Source organism: Agrobacterium sp. LEGMi-208b (assembly GCF_059511785.1).
This window is the reverse complement of the sequence record NZ_CM183446.1, coordinates 1,730,151-1,751,045: the sequence shown is the minus strand read 5'-3', so window position 1 is coordinate 1,751,045 and position 20,895 is coordinate 1,730,151. Positions and strand designations below refer to the sequence as shown.

At 60.4% G+C, this 20,895-nt stretch carries 21 protein-coding genes; 3 read left to right on the top strand and 18 right to left on the bottom strand.

Annotated elements, in window-relative coordinates; all coding sequences use genetic code 11:
• Positions 1–65 precede the first annotated feature (65 nt).
• Positions 66–944, top strand: coding sequence for a LysR substrate-binding domain-containing protein (locus tag AC5YUO_RS22570; protein WP_496155291.1), 879 nt, complete (start codon positions 66–68; stop codon positions 942–944).
• A gap of 10 nt (positions 945–954) precedes the next feature.
• On the opposite strand, the gene AC5YUO_RS22565 is transcribed toward AC5YUO_RS22570, so the two are convergent.
• The 17 genes from AC5YUO_RS22565 to AC5YUO_RS22485 form a co-directional block, all read right to left on the bottom strand.
• Positions 955–1,287 (bottom strand): cytochrome C oxidase subunit IV family protein, encoded by a 333-nt coding sequence (locus AC5YUO_RS22565; RefSeq protein WP_400814420.1) that lies wholly within the window; start codon positions 1,285–1,287, stop codon positions 955–957.
• Positions 1,288–1,301: 14 nt separating this feature from the next.
• Positions 1,302–2,027: a heme-copper oxidase subunit III family protein gene (locus tag AC5YUO_RS22560; protein WP_496155290.1), complete on the bottom strand. Its 726-nt coding sequence runs from the start codon at positions 2,025–2,027 to the stop codon at positions 1,302–1,304.
• 12 nt (positions 2,028–2,039) lie between these two features.
• Positions 2,040–2,744 carry a cytochrome c oxidase subunit 3 gene (locus AC5YUO_RS22555; RefSeq protein ID WP_496155289.1) on the bottom strand — a complete coding sequence of 235 codons (705 nt, stop codon included), beginning with the start codon at positions 2,742–2,744 and terminating at the stop codon, positions 2,040–2,042.
• Positions 2,741–4,519 carry a cbb3-type cytochrome c oxidase subunit I gene (locus AC5YUO_RS22550; RefSeq protein ID WP_496155288.1) on the bottom strand — a complete coding sequence of 593 codons (1,779 nt, stop codon included), beginning with the start codon at positions 4,517–4,519 and terminating at the stop codon, positions 2,741–2,743. Before AC5YUO_RS22550 ends, AC5YUO_RS22555 begins: the two co-directional genes overlap by 4 nt.
• Before the next feature lie 54 nt (positions 4,520–4,573).
• On the bottom strand, positions 4,574–5,389 hold the full coding sequence (locus AC5YUO_RS22545) for a cytochrome c oxidase subunit II (RefSeq protein WP_400814432.1): 816 nt from the start codon (positions 5,387–5,389) through the stop codon (positions 4,574–4,576).
• 173 nt (positions 5,390–5,562) lie between these two features.
• Positions 5,563–6,378 (bottom strand): DUF2189 domain-containing protein, encoded by an 816-nt coding sequence (locus AC5YUO_RS22540; RefSeq protein WP_496155287.1) that lies wholly within the window; start codon positions 6,376–6,378, stop codon positions 5,563–5,565.
• A 143-nt stretch (positions 6,379–6,521) separates the two neighbouring features.
• A complete protein-coding gene (locus tag AC5YUO_RS22535; protein ID WP_496155286.1) occupies positions 6,522–7,967 on the bottom strand; it encodes an FGGY family carbohydrate kinase in 1,446 nt (481 codons plus the stop codon).
• Complete coding sequence (locus AC5YUO_RS22530) at positions 7,967–9,232, bottom strand: FAD-dependent oxidoreductase (RefSeq protein WP_496155285.1); 1,266 nt, start codon at positions 9,230–9,232, stop codon at positions 7,967–7,969. The genes AC5YUO_RS22535 and AC5YUO_RS22530 overlap by 1 nt, the downstream gene beginning before the upstream one ends.
• On the bottom strand, positions 9,229–10,626 hold the full coding sequence (locus AC5YUO_RS22525) for an NAD(P)/FAD-dependent oxidoreductase (RefSeq protein ID WP_496155284.1): 1,398 nt from the start codon (positions 10,624–10,626) through the stop codon (positions 9,229–9,231). Before AC5YUO_RS22525 ends, AC5YUO_RS22530 begins: the two co-directional genes overlap by 4 nt.
• Before the next feature lie 181 nt (positions 10,627–10,807).
• Positions 10,808–11,602 carry an ABC transporter permease gene (locus tag AC5YUO_RS22520; protein WP_400814447.1) on the bottom strand — a complete coding sequence of 265 codons (795 nt, stop codon included), beginning with the start codon at positions 11,600–11,602 and terminating at the stop codon, positions 10,808–10,810.
• Positions 11,603–11,615: 13 nt separating this feature from the next.
• The gene (locus AC5YUO_RS22515) at positions 11,616–12,494 is read right to left on the bottom strand and encodes an ABC transporter permease (RefSeq protein ID WP_400814449.1); all 879 of its coding nucleotides are present in this window, start codon (positions 12,492–12,494) and stop codon (positions 11,616–11,618) included.
• Entirely contained in the window at positions 12,491–13,564 is a 1,074-nt protein-coding gene (locus tag AC5YUO_RS22510) for an ABC transporter ATP-binding protein (RefSeq protein ID WP_496155283.1), read from the bottom strand. The genes AC5YUO_RS22515 and AC5YUO_RS22510 overlap by 4 nt, the downstream gene beginning before the upstream one ends.
• Before the next feature lie 299 nt (positions 13,565–13,863).
• Positions 13,864–14,904: an ABC transporter substrate-binding protein gene (locus AC5YUO_RS22505; protein ID WP_496155282.1), complete on the bottom strand. Its 1,041-nt coding sequence runs from the start codon at positions 14,902–14,904 to the stop codon at positions 13,864–13,866.
• Between the two features lie 62 nt (positions 14,905–14,966).
• The gene (locus tag AC5YUO_RS22500; RefSeq protein WP_003521976.1) at positions 14,967–15,632 is read right to left on the bottom strand and encodes an RraA family protein; all 666 of its coding nucleotides are present in this window, start codon (positions 15,630–15,632) and stop codon (positions 14,967–14,969) included.
• A 15-nt stretch (positions 15,633–15,647) separates the two neighbouring features.
• Positions 15,648–16,430: a carbon-nitrogen hydrolase family protein gene (locus tag AC5YUO_RS22495; RefSeq protein WP_400814657.1), complete on the bottom strand. Its 783-nt coding sequence runs from the start codon at positions 16,428–16,430 to the stop codon at positions 15,648–15,650.
• Positions 16,431–16,577: 147 nt separating this feature from the next.
• Positions 16,578–17,486, bottom strand: coding sequence for a LysR family transcriptional regulator (locus AC5YUO_RS22490; RefSeq protein ID WP_400814455.1), 909 nt, complete (start codon positions 17,484–17,486; stop codon positions 16,578–16,580).
• 238 nt (positions 17,487–17,724) lie between these two features.
• Positions 17,725–18,384 carry a hydrolase gene (locus AC5YUO_RS22485; protein WP_496155281.1) on the bottom strand — a complete coding sequence of 220 codons (660 nt, stop codon included), beginning with the start codon at positions 18,382–18,384 and terminating at the stop codon, positions 17,725–17,727.
• A gap of 154 nt (positions 18,385–18,538) precedes the next feature.
• Between AC5YUO_RS22485 and AC5YUO_RS22480 the strand changes: the two genes are divergently transcribed.
• Positions 18,539–19,459 (top strand): LysR family transcriptional regulator, encoded by a 921-nt coding sequence (locus AC5YUO_RS22480; RefSeq protein ID WP_496155280.1) that lies wholly within the window; start codon positions 18,539–18,541, stop codon positions 19,457–19,459.
• 34 nt (positions 19,460–19,493) lie between these two features.
• On the opposite strand, the gene AC5YUO_RS22475 is transcribed toward AC5YUO_RS22480, so the two are convergent.
• Entirely contained in the window at positions 19,494–19,847 is a 354-nt protein-coding gene (locus AC5YUO_RS22475; RefSeq protein ID WP_496155279.1) for an antibiotic biosynthesis monooxygenase, read from the bottom strand.
• A 127-nt stretch (positions 19,848–19,974) separates the two neighbouring features.
• On the opposite strand from AC5YUO_RS22475, the gene AC5YUO_RS22470 reads away from it, so the two are divergent.
• Positions 19,975–20,862, top strand: a complete 888-nt coding sequence (locus AC5YUO_RS22470; RefSeq protein ID WP_496155278.1) for a LysR family transcriptional regulator — start codon at positions 19,975–19,977, stop codon at positions 20,860–20,862.
• The last annotated feature ends 33 nt before the right edge of the window (positions 20,863–20,895 follow it).

The following is a 20,895-nucleotide window of genomic DNA, read 5'->3' as shown; positions in this document are numbered from 1 at the left end:
TTGACAATAGCAATTATTTTCATGCTGATTTAGTTTAAGTAAACTCATGATGTGGAGAGCCCTGCATGCCGAGGCCTTACGACTTATCCTCGATAACCGCCCTCGTCTGCTTCGAGGCCGCGGCGCGGCATCTGAGCTTCAAACAGGCAGCCGGCGAGATGAACGTGACGCCGGCGGCGATCAGCCATCAGATAAAGGCGCTTGAAAGCGATCTGGGCTGCCAGCTGTTCATCCGCCGCAGCAAGGGCGTGGAGCTGACCGAAAAAGGCGCTTTCCTGTTTGTTGCGCTTCAGCGCGGTTTTGAGGCAATCTCGGATGTTATCGGCGAGATAAGGGATCGTGCCGAGGCGGTCGATGTGACCATTCGGGCGACGACGGCGGTCAGTTCGCTCTGGCTCACGCCGAAAATATCCGCGTTCTGGAAATTTCATCCCGCAGTCACCATCGCCCAAATCGTCAGCGATGTTCCGGCGCAGGCGAACCGCTGCGACCTCAGCATTCACTACGGCAATCCGGAGGACGATCATTGCGAATATCGCAAGCTTTTCCAGGACAGGATCGTCGCGCTCGGAACCCCGCGTTTCAAGGCGGAACACGGCATTTCCTCGATAAGAGACTTGCTCAGGGCTCCGCTGATCCATTCGAGCAGCGAGGAAACCAACTGGACGAGCTGGTCCGACTGGTTCCAGTCGCTGGGCCTGCCTGCTCCGAAAGGCCGGGGCTTCCATGTCAACAATTACACCATCGCGCTTCAGAGCGCGCAGGACGACATCGGCGCGGTTCTGGGGTGGGATGGTTTGGTCGGAAATCTGATGCGGGACGGTTCGCTGATCCCGCTTGTGCCCGAAAGCATCGCGTCACCCGTGGCGTTTCATCTGAAAATTCACCCGCGCGCGTCTGCGCAGGCCCGGCTGTTCGCGGACTGGCTGGTCAGGAGCGCCTGACGCCGGTGGGCTACGAACCGGTGCCGAGAAAGGTCATTCGGCTGAGAATGGTGTAATTGGATTCCGACGCCATCAGGGCGGCGAAGACAAGCACGAGGACCGGCGGAAACAGGATGACGTAGATCAACACCAGCCGCTCCCAGGCCAGATGCATGAAAATCGCGATGATCAGCCCAGCCTTCAGCAGCATGAACAGGATGATCAGAGACCATCTGGGATAGCCCTGAATGCCGATATAATCGACCAGATAGGAGAAGGTGCTGAGGACGAAAAGCAGTCCCCAGACCACCATATAAAGTCTTATCGGATGCTGCTGTCCCTGTTGTGACTGTTGCTCTGCCATGACGCCATCCTCACTCACCACAGATAGAAAAATGCAAAGATGAAGACCCACACCAGATCCACGAAGTGCCAATAAAGCCCCACTATCTCGACGATCTCGTAGTGCCCCTTGCGGCTGGTGAAAAATCCCCGCCTTTCATGATCGAAATCGCCCCGCCACACCTTGCGCGCGATGACGAGAAGGAACAGCACGCCGATCGAGACATGGGTGCCGTGAAAGCCGGTAATCATGAAGAAGGACGAACCGAATTGGGCCGCACCCCAGGGGTTCTCCCAGGGACGAACGCCCTCCTCGATCAGTTTCGTCCATTCGAATGCCTGCATGCCCACGAATGTCGCGCCAAGCGCTGCCGTCACCACCATCAGCGCGGCGGTCTTGCGGCGATCGCGGCTGTATCCGAAATTGACGGCCATGGCCATCGTGCCGCTACTGCTGATGAGAACGAAGGTCATGATGGCGATCAGGATCAGCGGAATGTCCTTGCCGCCGATCGTCAGGGCGAAAACCTCGCTCGGATTGGGCCAGCCGACGGTGGTGGACATACGCGCGGACATGTAGGCCAAAAGAAAACAGCCGAAAATGAAGATGTCGCTCAGGATGAAGATCCACATCATCGCCTTGCCCCAGGAGACGTTCTTGAACGCCCGCTGGTCCGATGACAGATCGGCGGCGATGCCGCGCAGTCCCGCCGGGCGTTGATGCGGATCACTTACCGGTCTTTCCTCCATGGATGCGGTCATGATCGACACTCCTCAGGTGACCAATTGACGGCAGAGATCGACGAAACTATTCGCCCAGCCGGCAAAGAGCGCAAAAAGGATCAGCCAGACGACCAGCATGAAATGCCAGTAGATGGCGCACAGCTCCACACTGAGGCGTAACCTTGCCGACAAGGGCTCGCCCCGGACGCGGATCGCGGTACGTCCAAGCACGAAGAGCCCGCCCGATATATGCAGGCCGTGCAGGCCGGTGATCATGTAGAAGAAGCTGTTCGATGGATTATCCGCCAGCACATAACCTGCGGAGATGAGCTGCCGCCACGCCAGAAATTGCCCGGCGACAAAGAGAACCGCCGTCGCAAAGCCTGTCACAAGAGCCGCATTCAGCCGTTCACGACGACCCGCGCCGGCTTCGGTTTTTGCCCATTGCAGTGCCAGACTGCTGGCGGCAAGCGCTGCGGTGTTCGCCCATAACAGCCCGGGGATCGGAATACCCCACCAGTCGGCGCCGCCCATACGGCCGAGATAGGCACTGATGAGCAGCGTGAACAACGCGCCGACGACCGCCAGAAATATCCCCAGCCCGAGTTTCGCTCTTGTCGCCGACGATCCCGGCATCTCCGGCGCATCGCCTGCCAGGCCAACTTCCAGCCAGGGTTTCGAGGCCAGCCGCTGCCGTGCCATCCACCAGGTGACGATGCCGGCGATCCCGGCCATGAAGACAAGAATGGCGCTCATGACAGGGCCCTTTCGGACGGCCCGGCCGCCGGCGGCTGGTTTTGCGGCAGGAAGTCCTCATCCGCACCGGGCACGCTATAATCATACGCCCAGCGATAAACGACCGGCAGCTCCTTGCCCCAGTTTCCGTGAACCGGCGGGGTCTGCGGCGTTTGCCACTCCAGAGTCGTCGCCCGCCACGGATTGCCGCCCGCCTTTTTGCCCCAGCGCAGGCTCCATTCGAGATTGAACAGGAACAGCAATTGCGCCGCGCCGACGACGAGCGCCGCTATCGTGATGAACACGTTCAGCGTGTGAGCGGATTCCGGAATGAAAGCGGTTTCGCCAAGCTCGTAATAGCGGCGCGGCACGCCCATCAGCCCGAGATAATGCATCGGGAAGAAGATGGCATAGGCGCCGACAAAGGTGACCCAGAAATGGACGCGCCCCATTGCCTCGTTCAGTATCCGGCCCGTGACTTTCGGATACCAATGGTGGATCGCGCCGAAGATCACCATGATCGGCGCGACCCCCATCACCATATGGAAATGCGCGACGACGAACATCGTATCCGAAAGCGGCACGTCGACCACGACATTGCCGAGGAAGAGGCCGGTCAATCCGCCATTGATGAATGTGACGATGAAGGCGAGCGCAAACAGCATCGGCAAGGTCAGATGGATATCGCCGCGCCAGAGCGTCAGCACCCAATTATAGACCTTGATCGCCGTCGGCACGGCGATGATCAGCGTCGTGGTCGCGAAAAAGAAGCCGAAATTCGGGTTCATGCCGCTGACATACATGTGATGCGCCCAGACGACGAAGCTCAGCACCGCGATGATGACGATCGCCCAGACCATCATCCGGTAGCCGAAGATATTCTTGCGCGCATGGGTGCTGATCAGATCCGAGACGATGCCGAAGGCGGGAAGTGCGACGATATAGACTTCCGGATGGCCGAAGAACCAGAACAGATGCTGGAACAGGATGGGACTGCCACCCTCCTGCTTCAGCTGCTCGCCCATCTCGACGATGGCAGGCATGAAGAAGCTCGTGCCGAGCAGCCGGTCGAACAGCATCATGATAGCGGCCACGAGAAGCGCCGGGAAGGCAAGCAGCGCCATGGCGGTCGCGGTGAATATGCCCCATATCGTCAGGGGCATGCGCATCAGCGTCATGCCGCGCGTGCGTCCCTGCAGCACGGTGACGACGTAATTCAGCCCGCCCAGGGTAAAACCTATGATGAACAGGATCAGCGACAACAGCATCAGGATGATGCCCCAGTCGCGCCCGCCCGGCGTCCCTGATAGCAGCGCCTGCGGCGGATAGAGCGTCCAGCCGGCGCCAGTCGGCCCGCCGGGAGCGAAGAAACCGGCCACCAGCACGAGGACCGCGCAGAGGTAGAGCCAGTAACTCAGCATATTGGCATAGGGAAACACCATGTCGCGCGCGCCGAGCATCAGCGGGATCAGGTAATTGCCGAAACCGCCGAGAAACAGCGCGGTGAGCAGGTAGATCACCATGATCATGCCGTGCATGGTGATGAACTGATAGTAGTGTTCAGCATCGATGAAGGAAAAATAGCCGGGAAAACCGAGTTGCAGCCGCATCAGCCAGGACAGCACCAGCGCCACCACGCCGATTGCAGTCGCGGTCAGGAAATATTGAATGGCAATGATCTTGGCATCCTGGCTGAAGACATATTTCGTCCACCAGCTTTTCGGGTGATAAAGCTCGACGTCCTCGACTTCAGCGGGCTGTATGACCTGCCCGGCGCCGGATCCGATCTCGACCATATTCCATCCTCCCAGTTTCCCCGATGCGGCTTTCCCTTCCCATATGCACGGCGCTTATCTGGCTGCCGACGGTTCCGCCGAGGCCAGCAATTTCGAAAAAGTCGGCTGCTGCTGCAGCCAGGCTTGATAATCGGCCTCTGTATCAACGATGACGGTGCCGCGCATCTGCGGATGGCCGACGCCGCAGAGTTCCGCGCAGAGAACCTCGAAGGTTCCCGTCCGGGTCGGCGTGAACCAGTAATAGGTAACCGAACCGGGGATCATATCCATCTTGGCGCGGAACTCCGGCACGTAGAAATCATGCACGACGTCAACCGCGCGCAGCAGCATCTTCACCGGCCTGCCGGCGGGCAGATGCAATTCGCCGCCTTCAACGATGACATCGTCCATTCCAGCGGGATCGTTTCTGTTCAAACCGAGCGGATTGTTCGGCGCAATGGCGCGCGTATCCGCCCGTCCGAGCCGTCCGTCGGCCCCGGGCAGCCGGAAACTCCATTGCCATTGCTGACCGACCACTTCCACTTCGCTTGCACCATCAGGAACGGTTACGAACTGGTTCCACACGAAGAGGCCCGGCAGAAGCATTGCCGCCACCCCGACCCCGGTTCCGCCCGCCAGCCACAATTCCAGGCGCTTGTTTTCGGGCTCGTATGCCGCCCGATTGCCGGTGCGGTGCCTGAAGCGGAACACGCAATAGGCGACGAACAGCACGATGGCCGAAAAAACGAAGCCGGTGATCCAGAAGGTGATGATGATGGTATTGTCGATATAGCTCCAGTTCGAGGCTATCGGCGTCCACCACCACGGGCTCAGCAGGTGGAACACGATCGATCCCACCACCAGCAGAACGAGAACCACAACGACAGCCATCGTCTCCTCCCCTGACCCGGCCACGAATAGTTTTACAACTCCATCGCGAAGTATATTAGCATTATCTCACGAATGGATCTGGCGAACAATTATGGTCCCCCACCGCAGCGGCGCCCATCAGCGGGGCCGCAACGGCAAAGAGGATCATCTACCGATATATTTCCTTTATGAATTCAAGGCGTACGGCCCGGATAATCGGAGACGATCAATTTCCGATAGAGGTGCCAGGTCGAATGTCCGAGGACAGGCATGATAACCGCGAGGCCGACAAACACCGGGATTGTGCCGATGACGAGCAGCGCCGCGACGATCAACCCCCAAAGCGCCACCGGAACCGGGTTTGCAAGCGTGGCGCGGATGCTCGCATCCACCGCCGCGACTGCACCGACATCGCGATCGAGCAGCAGCGGGAACGCCACCACCGTTGTCGCCAGCACGATGACCGCGAAAACGAAACCGGCCAGATTGCCCCAGATGATGAGGGAGAGACCTTGCGAGGTCGTCAAGACGTCCGACAGAAAGGTCGAGAGCGCGACCGGACCGGTCGCATCGAAAGTGGTGGCATAGATGCTTTGCGCAACAATCAACCAGACGACGAAAAGCGCAAACAGCATGACGGCGACCGCGATGATCGATGGCAGGGCCGGAGAGCGACGAACTTCCAGCGCGTGCCGCCAGGAGCTATCCAACCCCTGCTCGCGTCGTCGACTGATTTCATAGAGCCCGATGGCCGCGATTGGACCAATCAGCGCAAAACCCGACATCAACGGATAAATCAGCGGCAGCAAATTGGCGCCGGAACTCCACATCACCAGGAAAACACCGGCGATCGGATACATAAGACAGAGAAAAACATAGTGGGACGGTTTTTCTTTAAAGTCTTCAAGTCCCAGCCTCAAGGCATCGACAATATCTGCGATACCAATCTTGCGGACTTCCGGGCGGGCAAATTCACCACTCGCACCGGCCATGACATGGAATGCCGTCATAGCACTTCTCCTCCTGCGCCATGATCCGGCTGGCGGTATAGGAACGTTCGGTGACTTCTTATCGATGCGTCAAACCGCAACCGGCTGTTTTGTAATTTATCAAATTCTGTCGCCTTTGTCGCCTGTTCTTTAAATTGGAGAAATCAGATGCCCGCTGCCGGCACGGTCGACAGAACCGCACCTTGAGAGGTTTTGGATCGTTGCCAACTCCGCGCACTGTCTAGGGCGCGCGCGAAACGGGCATGGTCTTCGGCATCGATCGATCCATCGGGGACGAATATCTCGGCGTCACCTCGCATGGCCGCGACATCGACGCCGCACAGTTCCGCCAGACCGAGCGCCGTCAACTCGCGCATGGCCGGCACACAAATGGTTCGGCCGCTGGCAGCAGCCAGAAAGCGGGCGAAATAGCGGCTGTTCGACAAGCCGCCATCGATGGAGATCGTGTCGCCTATGGGAGCGACAGCCGATGCCGCCTCGATCAACCGAGCCGTCAGCAGGGCAATGCCTTCCAGCACGGCGCGCACCATGTCACTCCGCTCGGTGGCGTGGTCCATGCCGATGAACAGCGGCACGGCCCCCCTGTCCCAATAGGGCGCGGCAAGGCCAGAAAGGGCGGGCACGAACACAAGGCCACGGCGAATGGCCGATGGCCCCTCGAAACCGTCGAGGTCGCCATTGTCTGCGTAGAGGCCGATCTTTTTCGCCCATTCGAGCGCCGCGCCGGCATCATAGATCCCGCCTTCGATGGCAAAGACGGCGGCGCCTCCTTGCATATGCCAGCCAATGGTCGGCAGAAGCTCGCCCGCCAAAGGCCGCCCGGTACCGGCAACGGCCAGCAGAAAGGCCCCGGTGCCGAACGTTATCTTGCAATCGCCGGCCTTGCGGCAGCCATGCCCATAAAGCGCTGCCTGCTGATCGACGATGGAAACGTGAATGGGCGTTCCCTCAAGCGAACCGAAGCCACCATCGACAGGGCCGATTTCGGGCAGGCAATCCATCGGCACGCCGTGAAGCGCGCAGAGTTCCAGGCTCCAGTCTCCGGTTGAAAGGTCGAGCAGCCCCGTGCGCGATGCCGTTGCAAGGTCGGTGCGGAAACAGCCCGTCAGCCGGTCCAGAAAAAAAGCGTCGGTGGTGCCGAGCCGCAAACGTCCCGCGGCCTTTGCCTGTGCCACGGCCGGATTGTGCCTGACCAGCCAGGCGAGTTTGCTGGCCGAAAAATAGGGATCGAGCGGCAGCCCGCAAATCTCTTTCGAACGATCCGTTGCCGATAATGGCAGGGCGGCCAGCATTTCGGCGGTGCGGGCATCCTGCCAGACGATAACCGGCGACAGCGCCTCTCCGCTCACGGCATCCCACGCCAGACAACTCTCGCCCTGATTGGCGATGGCGATGGCATCCACCGGCCCGGCGGCAACCAGCACCGCGCGGATATTGCGCAGCAGTTCTTCCGGATCATGTTCCACATGGCCGGCAGCCGGGTAGAATTGCGCGTGACGCCGGCTGGCGACAATGTCTGCCGTGCCGCCATCGCTCACCACAAGGCACCGGGTCGACGTCGTTCCCTGATCGATCGCCGCTATGCGCATCAATTGGTCTCCCGAAAGTGAAAAGCAACCTGGCTGGATGCAAAGGCAGCGCGGGGAATAGGGACCAGTACACGGCGTTCAGGAAGCCACAGACCGGTCTTGCTCCACACTTCCGTTCCACCGAGGTGGAGCGAAAGCCGGCCTTGAACACGCCGGGTGAAACGAAGCTGAAAATCGCGAAATGCCGGTCTTTCGAGCCCGCCCGGCCGTAACATGGCGGGAACCACCAGTTTGAGCGGATCGGCGAATGTGACAGGCAGCGCCGGGGCGTTGCAGGGTTTCCGGGCGAGATCGTCAGCCACCGCCGCGCCAACCCGGCGACCTTCACGAAACGCCCAGCCGCCCGTTTCCACGGCCCGCAACACATTTCCACCGGCAAAGAAGAGCGGATTGGCCATCCGTCCGTCCTGATCGGTCAGCGGCCCGGCACTGCCTGCCGCGACATCCATGGGAGATGCGTTGAGAAGCGCCGCCTCAGGCGTGAACCTTCCGGTCAGAAGAATACCGTCGCATTGAACCGTCAGGATGCGGCCATCCGCCAGACGGATATCAGCCTCCTCGACCCGGCCGCGCCCGCGAATATCCGTGACTGCCGCACCGCAATGAAAGGGCACGCCCACCAGTCGCGGAAACCATCGAAAGAGCGACCGCGCCAGCGGATGGGGCTCCGGCTCGATCATCGCCACCGGCCCGGCACTATGCGTCAGACAGGTCAGAAGTGCGGAAAAGGAAACAAGTTCCGAACCGATGACAAGCGGGCGGCGAAAGGGCATGATGCCGTGAAAGGCGACATAGGATTGCAGCGTGCCTGTGGTGATGACACCCACCGGCCGGTCGCCGGGCAGGAGCCGCACGGAGCGTGGTTTTTCCCGCGCACCGGTCGCCAGCACGATGCGCCGGGCCTTCAACGTCTTGACGCCGAGCGCCGATGTCACCAGCAGCGTGCCATCCTGCCCCAGTTCCACCACGGAATGACCGGTGCGTATGTCGACACCCGCATCCTGCGCCTGCCGTTGCAGGCGTTGTGCATAAGCTGGCCCGAAATAGACCCGTCCGAATTCACGCATGCCGAAGGGCGAGTGCAGGCAATGCCGGGTCGCGCCGCCAAGGGCCGGCTCACGGTCGAGGATCATCACACGGGCGACACCGCGCGCTTTCAGCTCCAGCGCCGCCGCCACGCCCGCCGGACCACCGCCGATCACGATGACATCTGCGTTCTCAACGTTTTGATGCTCTCGCCGAAAAGGTTCCGCAGTTGCGTTCATCGGTCCGCTCCCTCCTGAACGGCAAGCGGGGTTGCCAGACGGTCTCCGGTCATGGCGGCCAGCCGGGCGTTGCAATAAAAGCCCTGACAGCGCCCCATGCCGGCGCGGGTGCGCCGCCGCAACCCGCCGAAATCGCCCGGCGGCACCGGGCTTGCAAAGGCCGCCTCGATCTCACGTCGGGTGACGAGTTCGCAATGACAGACAATTTCACCGTGATCGGCACGCTGCCAGTCCCGCTCACAGGTTTCGGTCAGGTTGGGCATCGTCACCTCGGGGAGAGGCGGCGGCGGGGCAAAACCGGTGCCGAAACCTTCATGAAGTCTCAGCGCATATTGCGCCAGACCGAGTGCGGCGCTGAGGCCCGTGGAGCGAATGCCGCCGAGCGTGATCGCCCGCCGGTCCGGCCGGGCGGAAATCCGGTAATGCTTCTTGTCAGACGCCGGGCGCAGACCGGCATAAACGGCGGTTACCGAAACGGAGGCCAGCGCCGGAACGATCTCCACGCCGCGTTTCAGCAGCGCCTCCAGCGTCGCCGTCTCGACCGTCGCGCGCTCGCGGTCGTCCTGCTCTTCTGCCGTCGGGCCAACGAGAACATTGCCGAAGGCGGTCGGGCACACCACGATGCCCTTGGTGATTTCGGTGGGAACGGGCAGGAGGATACGCGGCACATGTCGGCGGGCAGCCTTGTCCAGCACGACGAACTGACCCTTGCGGGGCCTGATGGCGAAGTCGGGCGGAAGCCCGAGACGGGCATCGACAATATCGCCGAACAGCCCGGCGGCATTGACAACGCTCGCGGCAAGGACGGCACCCGCCGTCGTCTCGATCCGCCAAACGCCGTCAAAGACACCGGACAGGACTTCTGCGTTGCGCACCAGCTTTGCGCCCAGCGCCACCGCCTGCGTGAGATAACCCAGCGGTGCGGACCAGGGATCGATGATATGTTCACCCGGGACGTCAAGCGCGGCGACAAGGCGTTCGGACAGACCCGGCATGGTTTCACGGGCTTGCCCCGCCGTGAGAAGCTCGAGCCCGGCAATGCCGTTGCGCCGCCCCTGATCGGCGATCGCCTGCAGTTTTTCCGCCTCCTCCGGGTTCCAGGCGCAGACCAGCGCGCCTGTTTCGACGAGGCTGAGGCCCATCTGCCCATGAATGGAGAGATATTCCTCCCGGCCCGCCTTCACCAGTTCCAGCTCCAGACTGCCTTCCGGCGCATCGAAACCGGTATGGAGGATGGCGCTATTGGCCTTGGAGGCTCCGGAGAGAATATCGGGGCCTTTTTCAATAACCACCACCTTCGCACCCGCCAGTGCGAAACGGCGGGCGACCGCACAACCAACGACGCCGGCGCCGATGACGGCGACATCAAATTCCGTGGAGGGGATCTGAGCCATGGGCTTCCCTTTGCTTTCATCGTTCAAAGCGAAATCAACAGGCGCGACCGATCGCACCGATGCAGCAGCGGCGTTCATAAACGGGAGTGAAACTCGCGCTGTTTCCGTCAGGCGGGCGGGCACGACTCTGGATTCGCCAGCCTCACGCTGACGATCTCCGGATGCGCCGCCCTCCCCGCCTTTATTTCACGAAAGTCTTGGTCAGGCCCGCCGTGCGATCGACGATGAGAACGACGGCAAGGGTGAGCACGATCAGAAGAACGGAAATGGCCGCAACGAGCGGATCCGCCTGCGTTTCCACATGCTGATACATGGCGACCGGGAGCGTGGTGATCCGCGGGCCGGTGAGGAACAGCGAAATCACCGCTTCATCGAACGATACGAGAAAGGAAAGCGCCGCCGTCGCCACGACACCCGGCGCGATCATCGGCATGGTGACGCGCCGGAAAATAGTGAGCGGCGATGCCCCGAGCGTGGAGGCGGCCTCCTCGAAGATCAGCGGCAGGCCGGCAAGCGACGTGGTGAGGACACGCAGCGCATAGGGCAGCACGATGATGAGATGGGCGATCACCAGGCCGGTGAAGGTGCCGAGCAGGCCGGCGCCGGCAAAGACGATCAGGATCGCCAGACCGAGAACGATGGTGGGCAGAAGCAGCGGCGCGGTGAAGAAGGCGAGAAGCGCATCCGCGCCGATCACCCGCATGCGGACGATGGCATAGGAGGCCGGCAGCGCGATCAGCATGGACAGCACGGTGACGATGACGGCGAGAAGGGTGCTGGTGCCCAGCGCGCCCATCATCTTCGAATTATGCATGAGATCGACATACCAGCGTAGGCTCCAGCCGGAGGGCGGGAAGGTCATGTAGCTGTCGGCCGAAAACGAGATCGGCACGACGAGAACCACGGGCGCCAGCAGGAAAAGGAACATGATGAAGGCGACGATTTTCAGCGCCAGCGGAGCGGGACGTTCTTCCATCTTCGATCTCCTTTTAAAGAATGGCCCGCAGAAGCCGGGAATAAAGCACCAGGGCAGCACCGAAAATCACGAGGATGATCATCGACAGCGTCGCGGCGAGTGGCCAGTTGAGCGTAACGATCGCCTGATCGTAGATTTCCGTCGCCAGAAGAAAGACACGTCCGCCGCCGAGCAGCTTGGGGGTGATGAACGAACTGACCGCCAGAACGAAGGAGAGCAGGCAACCGAGCGCGACGCCGGGCATGGTGAGCGGCACGATGATCCGCCAGAACACCTTCCAGGGCGATGCGCCGAGTGTTTCGGCCGCCTCCTCCACCCGTGGATCGAGCCTGCCGAAACCGGCAAGCAGCGCGAGGATCATATAGGGCATCAGGATTTCGGTGAGGCCGATGACAACGCCGACCTTGTTGAACAGCAGGCGCACGCCGCTTTCAGCACCGAATGCAAAGAGAATGTTGTTGATCAGGCCGTCATCGGCAAGGATCGCGATCCAGCCATAGGTTCGCACCACCGCCGAGGTGAGCAGCGGCGAAATGACCAGCACCAGCAGCAGCGTCTTCCAGCGACCCTGCGCCCGGTGCAGGTAAAGCGCGATGGGATAGGAGGCGATGAGCGTCAGAACGGTGATCAGGAGACTGGTCAGGATGCTCTGGCCGATCAATTCGATATAAAAACCGTCGGTCAGCGTGGACGACCAGTTGTCGAGCGTATGGGCTTCTCCGAGACCGCCGCCGCCGAGGCTTTCCCGAAAGGAAAGCAAGAGCAGGTTGAAGACGGGCATCACGAAGGCAAGGCCATTGACCGCGATGATCGGCCCGAGAAGAAGCGTGGCGAGAAACACCATGGAGGACGTGCGGCTGCCGGGAGCCGTGATCATGACAGCCGCCGTCATTGGTTTGCTCCGAAGACCAGCGTGTCTTCCACGCGCCAGACGAGACTGACCGCGCTGCCAGCCGCAACTGGCGTTTCACCGCCGGATGTCGCACGCTCCACCGACAATGTCTGGCCACCCGCGGCGATCTCGTAGTGGAGGATATCGCCTGCATAATAGACGTCACGAACCTCGCCGGCGATACGATTGACCGGCGCGCCATCGAAATCCGGCACGGCGTCGCCGGCAACCGTCATGGCCATGCGATGCGGCCGTACCATCAGGTCGATCTTGCCATTGTGCGAGCCGGGTGCCCGCAGTACCGCATCGCCAACCGTGATGCGATCGCCGGCCGCGTTTCCGACCAGCCTGTTGGTGCGGCCGACGAAGGAAGCGACGAAAGCCGTGGCCGGGCGCTCGTAGAGATCGTGCGGCGTGCCGAGCTGCTCCAGCCGCCCGCCATTGAGCACGGCGACCTTGTCGCACATGCTGAGCGCCTCGACCTGATCATGCGTGACGAAGATGGACGTGATGCCGAGCTGCTTCTGGATACGGCGGATTTCAGAGCGCATCTCGTCGCGCAGCTTGGCGTCGAGATTGGAAAGGGGTTCATCGAACAAAAGGATGGAGGGCTGGATGACGAGCGCGCGCGCCAGTGCGACACGCTGCTGCTGGCCGCCGGAAAGCTGGGCGGGGCGGCGGTCCTCGCGTCCTTCCAGACGCACCATGGCAATCGCTTCGCGCGCACGCCGTTCCGCTTCGGCTGCCGGCACCTTGCGCATTTCAAGGCCGAACATGACGTTCTTGAGGACCGTCATGTGCGGGAAGAGCGCGTAGCTCTGGAAAACAAGCCCGATGTCGCGCTTGTAGGGCGCAAGCTGCGTCACGTCCTTGCCATCGATCAGGATCGAGCCTGACGTTACGGGAGCAAGGCCTGCAATCATGCGCAACGACGTCGACTTGCCACAGCCGGATGGACCGAGGAAAGCAACCAGTTCGCCCTTTGGTATCTCGAGATTGAGATTATCCACGGCGACCATGGTCTCGTAGCGCTTGGTCAGTGAACGAATCGAGAGGAATCCTGGCTGCATGATGTCTGAAGTTCCCATTCTGGCTTTTTGCCTTTCTCCAGAACATGTCAGACCCGTGGGGTCGCGAACATGCCCTGTCCCTTGATCACACAGTCGCGGCGGAAATTCGCGGCGCTGTTTCACGGCGCTTCCATATTGCAGCTTCGTCAGGCCATTCGGAATGCTTGTCCGTGTCGATCCACCCCTCTACCGGCACGAGCGCCGACAGAGGGAATGAGCCGAGAGGTTTGTTTTGCTGCTTCCGCAGCCGATGAGGGCGATGCGGAAGCCCTGTCATTTTCACTCCCTGAACGGACACCTCAGCGGCTGAGCGGGATGACCTTGCGGCGCCAGTCCTGCGTGATCTGGTCGCGGACCTTGGAAAGGCCGATCCAGTCGACCGGGATGACCTTGTCCATCGCCTTGACGACCGTGCGATCGCTGACATCGGGAGCCACCGTGGCCTTGGCATTGGTCGGCGCATAATACATGGCGGCGGTGAAGGCGGCCTGGGCTTCAGGGCTCAGCGCATAATCAATGAATTTGCGGGCCGCCTCGGACGACGGGCCACCCTTGACGAGATTGAGCGTGTTGATCTGGAGGATCGTGCCTTCCTTCGGAAGAACGACCTTCATCTTGCCTTTGGAACCATCGGCATTCACCTGGCTGCGGGCATTCCAGCCCACACCCAGCGAAACCTGACCGTTCACGACGGTCGGATAGACTTCCGGCTTTGGTTCCCAGGTCTGGACGTTCGGCGCAACGTCCGCCATCGCATTGATGCCGGCATCGATATTCTTGATGAAGTCGGTGCCGCCATTCATGTGGTCCATGATGATGGTCGTGCCGATACCGACGATGTCAGGGGCGCTCAACATGGCAATCTTGCCCTTGAAGGCGCTGTCCTTCAGGGCGTTCCAGCTGTCCGGCGCGGTCTTGATCGCATCGGTGTTATAGATGAGGACGAGGTTGTCGAAGGTCACGCCAACACCGGCTACACCCTCGAAACGGGCGTTCGGATAGAGGTCGGCGACATTCTTGGTCACGCTTTCATCGATCTTGTCGAACAGGCCCTCATCCGTTCCGGTCTTGGCGACGGAAACGTCCATCAGCGCGATATCGGATTGCGGAGCAGCCTTCTGGGCGCGCAGCGAGCCAAGCATGGCGGCAGAACCCTGCTGCGGAAAATAGTCGACCTTGATATCAGGGTTGGCGGCCATGAAAGGCTCGATGACGGCCTTGGTGTAACGCTCCTGGAAAAGGCCGCTATAGCCGAGGAACGTCACGGTCTGCTGGGCCTGCGCCGGCAGGGCGGCCGCACCAAGCATGAGAATCCCACTCAGAAGTACTGATTTCTTCATTGTCCTGTTCTCCTCTATTGTTATTGGGAGTGGCGAACGGATCCGCCACCCGTAAGATCGTGTCAGGCGCTCAGCTTGGCCTGGACGAATTTGTTGGCGCCGGAAATGTCCGGCAGCTTCTCGCCGTTGCGCAGGCGTTCCAGAAGCACGATCTCGGCTTCCTGCATGCCAATGGCCCGTTCCGCCATGGCGCGGGCCTGGCTCGGATGAAGGGCGACAACACCGCTTTCATCGCACAGGATCGCATCGCCCGGATTGATCATCTGGCCGCCGACGCTGATCGGAACGTTGATCGCGCCTTCCAGACCAAGGATCTTGGTGGTGATCGGCGACGGGCCGCGGCACCACATGGGCATGTCGACCTTGGTGAACTCCGAGAAATCCGTCGCCGGGCCATCGACGACACCGGCTTTCACACCGGCCATTTTCATGGTGTTGGTGATGACGCCGCCCCAGCAGGCGTGGCGGGTATCACCGCAACGGTCAATGAGAACGATATCGCCCGGACGCACGAGTTGCGTCAGGTAATGAAGCATGGTCGAATCCGCGTTCGGAATGCGCAGGGTGACGGCGGTGCCCGCCACGCGCTTGCCCGGAAGGACGGCCCGGATTTCAGGATCGACGAAGCCGGAATGAAGCACGTGACCGATCGTTGCGACTTCGACCTTTTCTAGAAGCTCGATGATGTCGGCGCCGATCTGTTCCGGCATGGGGTTGACGATAAACATCAGGTCTTTCTCCGATCAGAGAACATGGTGGTTCGCCACCGGCACGTTGGCACGCACCTTGGCCGAATAGTCGAAGTCGAGGGCAGCCCCGGCAGTTCCGACACTGTCGGAGCATTGCGCGACGATGTGGCCCCAGGGGTCGATGACCATGGAATGACCCCAGCAGGCCTTCTTGCCGCCCGCATGGGTGCCGATCTGGCCGACAGCGAGGAAATAGGTCTGGGTTTCGACGGCGCGGGCGCGAGCCAGCACTTCCCAGTGGTCCTTGCCCGTCATCAGCGTAAAGGCGGCCGGCAGAACGATGACGTCTGCGCCCTTGTCCCGCAGGGCGCGGAACAGTTCCGGAAAGCGGATATCGTAGCAGATGCCGCAACCGACCGTCTTGTCGCCAACCTTGTAGGTCACGACCTCTTCGCCGCGGGCAACGGAATCGGATTCGCGGTAGCTGATGCCGTTCGGCGTATCGACGTCGAACAGGTGAATCTTGCGGTACCGGGCAATCTGCTTGCCATCAGGACCAAAAACGAGCGTCGAATTGTAGAAGCGGTTGCCTTCCTTCTCGACGATGGAGCCGGCATGCAGCGTGATCGCGTGCTTTCTGGCCAGATCCGAAAGCAGCGTATAAATCTCGCCGCCGGGGAATTCCTCCCCGCTCTCATGCATTTCCTGAGGATTATCTCCAAGAAATGCGAAGTATTCCGGAAGAACGACAAGATCAGGATTATCCGACTTGACTGCCTTCTCAATTAAATCGGCAGCAATCTTAAGATTTTCCGCCTTGTCGTTCTGGGTATTCATTTGAACAAGTGAGACTTTCACGTTGCTCTCCTCTCATGTTGCGAGGAGAATTAAGAACGGGAACTGTTTTCCTGACAAACGGAAAAACTCTATCGAAACCCATAAGATAAGCTTATAGATTAATCATTTTGCGATGCAGCATAAAAATTAAGCTGCAACGGTCATCCATTGCGTGGTGGTTTCACTGACGATTTCCGTCGCCATGTCGGCGATGGCGCGGGCAATCGCGTTGTCGCCACGCTCCTGATAAACCGTGTGGAAAGTGAGGGGCGGCACCGGCGGCGTGATGTCGAGAATGCGCGCTTCGCCCGATTTGATGATGCCGTCCACCAAAACGCGCGGCAGCGCGCCCACGCCAACGGCCGTGGCCACGAGCCGTGTCATGATCGACAGCGAATTGGAATTATAGATGCGGCTATCGGACAGGCCATGGGAATCGAGAAGCGCGCGCAATGCCTGGTGCGGCTGCGACCCGGTCGAGAAGGTAAGCAGCGGAAAATGCGCGATATCTTCCAGAGTGACACCGGTTTCCGGCAGCGGCAACTCAACCGCGCCGACCCAACAGGATTCGAAGGTGCAGAGCGGCGAGTTGTAAATATCCGCGGCCATGATCGGCCCCATGATGAAACCGACATCCACCTCGCCGTTCTGGATGCGCTGGGAGAGTTTCAGGCTGGTATCGATGGTCAGATCGAGGCTGACACCGGGATATTGCTCGTTCATGCGGCGGATGAGAAGCGGCAGCCAGGCATAAACGATCGTATCGGCTGCACCGATGCGCACCGTGCCCCTCAGCGCCTCCCGGTTACTGACGATCTGCCGGAACTCGCCGGTGAGGTTGACGATCTTTTCGGCATGTTGCAGCGCCAGACGACCGGCAGGCGTCAGGTTGACGCAGCGCACATCGCGGGTGAACAGCACCACACCCAACTCACGCTCGAGGGCGGCGATGCGGTTGGAGACCGACGCCTGGGTCGTGTGCAAACGTTCTGCGGCTGCCGAAAAGCTGCTCAATCGGGCAGCCCAGAGGAAAGTTTCGAGAAATCGCGTATTCATGAGGTGACATCTTCTCGCACGGCTTCGCGATCCAGCCCTGAGTCTCTGGCTTCGTCTTGCCCTTGGCCTTTGTGGTTCAAGGGGCAGTATGTCCGATGCGCGCGCCCATAGGCAAGCGATCAAAGCCGGCGCCTCCCTTTCTCACGGGATTGCGCCGGCGTCGTTTGCAGAGCGGAAGAATAGCCTTGAGGCGGCGGGATGACGGGAGCCAACAGACGCCCGCCATCCCTGATTGATTTTAGTGCCCGCCCGGTTCGGTTGGTACCGGCGTGTTGAGAAGCTGCTGCTCCCAGAGATAGGCGATGCCGCTGCCGCCGAAATGCTGGATGAGAATTTCGGTCAGTTCCTCGACATGCTCGAGGCGCGCCCAATCGCGCTGCCATTCGCCGGCGAGTGCCATCACCGTCATCACATTCGCGCCGGCCGCGATCATGCGCTGGATGGCAACCTCGTGAGACTCCTTTGAAATTCCGCCCGACGCATCGGTGATCACGGTCACGTCCCAGCCTTCGCCGGCGGCCTGGATAACCGGCATTGCGACGCAGACCTCGGTCCACAGGCCGGCAATGATCAGTTGCTTGCGGCCGGTCGCCTTGACGACGTTCACCACATTCTCGTCCTGCCAGGTGTTCACCCAGGTGCGATCGATGACTTCCTGGCCGGGGAACACGTCGGTGATCTGCTTGAAGAGAAGTCCGCCGCGCGCCGCGATCACGCTGGTGAGAACGGTCGGAACATTGAAGGCTTTTGCCAGCTTCGCCAGCGCGGTCGTGAGGTTGACCACAGCCTGCGGATCGTGGCTGTTCAGGTTTGCGAGCTGATAGGGCTGATGATCGATCAGAACGAGGACGGAATCTTCAGGGCGGAGAAGTGAATCGAGGCCGTTACGGAAGGTCATGGGTTCATCCTGTGTTGGCTGTTTATTGAAGCGCGTTTGCGCAAAGGACATGCGCCCATCTGGGGCGGTGCCGCGGGACGAAACTTGTCATTGCTGTTTATGATGCGGTAGTCCTTGTCCCTGCCAAGCTGTGTCGCAGAATGGGGAACGCTGAGTGGACATCGAAGATATCAGGACATTCGTCGAAGTTGCCGATGCGGGAGGCGTCACCCCGGCCGCACTGCGGCTTGGCATCTCCAAGTCGATGGTCAGCCGGCGGCTTGTGCGGCTGGAAGCGGAGCTTGGTGTCCAGCTTCTGGCCCGATCCACACGCGGCGCTTCCCTAACGGAGGCGGGCGCAACCTTCCGGGACTATGCCGCAAGGATTTCAGCCGAAATCGATGTGGCGAGGGAGACCGTTCTTCCGGCTGGCGAACTCCGCGGCCGCCTGCGGATTGCTGCGCCGCTCTCTTTCGGCCCTACGCATTTCGCATTGGTGATTGCGCAGATGGCGCGCCGTTATCCTCAACTCCAGATCCAGACCTGTTACACTGATCGTTTCGTGGATCTGATCGCAGAAGGATATGATTGCGCAATCCGGGTTGGCAACCTTCCAGACTCCAACCTTGTCGCCAGACGCGTCGGCCCCCTCTACGGAATTTTCGTCGCCAGCCCCGACTATATCGAGGTTCATGGTTCTCCCGAGACACCGGAGGAACTCGTAACCCATCAGGCTCTCATGCAGGGAACGGAAAGCTGGCAGGTCATGGATGGAGACAAGGTGGTAACCGTTCGTCCACAGGGCCGCTTCAAGGCCGATAACGGCGCTGCCCTCGCCGTTGCAGCAGCGGCCGGATTGGGCATCGCCGTGCTGCCTGAAGACCTGATCAAGGATTATCTGGACTCAGGCAAGTTGGTGCAGGTCATGAAACGCCACCCCCCGCCGCCGGCGGGAATATTCGTCGTCAGACCGCCTGGGCAGCATCCTTCAAGAAAGATCCGGGTGCTGACCGAAATGCTGATCGAGTGCTTCGACCATGGCCCGGCGACGGCATTCCGCTCCAATGCCGGGGGAAGCCCCCCGGCCGTTACCTGACCGGCACATTGTCAGAACCGGGCAGCGCTATCTGTCACACAGCCACGGGCTTTGGAAGAACCAGATCCCCGACCGTATATGTGTGAAACTCGCTCTTGGAGACGGTGTCCAGTTTCCGGAATTTTTCGACGAATTGCGGATCGGAAAAGAACTCGTCGACATTGCCGGTTCCCTGAATGGCCTCGACATTGACGACCGTCTGACCGTCCGTGCTTTTCGCGAGGCTGCTCCAGAGGAACCCTTCCTTTCGTGCGGCAACATAGTGGACGACATCCTGAATGATGGCGAAGGCTTCGTCCTGCTTTCCCGGATGGGCATGAATGACGTTGACAACGAATGTCGTGGGGGCGGGAGAGCCCGCAAAAGCGGCGATAGGTTTCGTTTCCATGAATTATCTCCTTTTGAAGCGCCGGGCCATTTCAGCCGCGACGACCTCTGGATATCGGAGGAAAAATACCGGATAAATGAGCTGCTATTCTCAACATACCGGACAAAAATTCTTTAATTGCAGAATCATGGACAAGCTCGGAACCCTCGGCATATTCATTCAGGTGGCAGAAGCGGGAAGTTTCGTGGCCGCCGGACATCGTCTCGGCATCTCCGGATCCGCCGTTGGAAAAGCCATTGCACGTCTGGAGGAGGAGCTGGGCGTAAGGCTGTTCAATCGCTCAACCCGCAGCATGGCCCTGACCGAGGACGGAAGTTTCTTCCTTGATACCTGCCGGCGCATCCAGTCCGAATATGAGACCGTGCAGGCACAGCTGTCGAGATCGCAGGCGGTCCCGCGCGGGCAGCTTCGCGTGAGCCTTCCGCTGGCAGGCATGCTTCTGATGCCGACGATATCCGCCTTCATGGAGGCATATCCCGAAATCAGCCTCGACCTCGATTTTACCGATCGTCTGGTTGATGTCATCGAGGAGGGATTCGACGCCGTCATCCGGACGGGAGAGATCAGGGACACACGGCTGATGAGCCGCAAGCTCGGCACGTTCAGACACAGCATCGTGGCCGCGCCTGACTACCTCGAGGCCCATGGACGCCCGGAGATTCCGGAAGATCTTGTCCGGCACCGCTGTCTCCACCATCGCTTCGCCAATTCCGGAAAGCTCGAGCCTTGGCCACTGGTTCGCGAAGGGCGGGAAATCAGGATCAATCTGCCGGTCGCCACCGTTGCGAGCACGCTGGAACCCCTGATCTATCTTGCGGAACGATCGTTCGGGATAACATGCCTGCCCTCATTCGCCGTGGCGTCCGAAGTTGCTCAGGGGAAACTGGTATCGCTGCTGGACGACTATATGGCAGACACAGGCACCTTCCGTGTCCTCTGGCCGACCAATCGATATCTTTCTCCAAAAGTCAGAGCATTTGTAGACTACATGGCCGCCAATCTTTTCGCCCGGTAATTACGCCGATGGCAGGGGTGACCGGCACCGGAT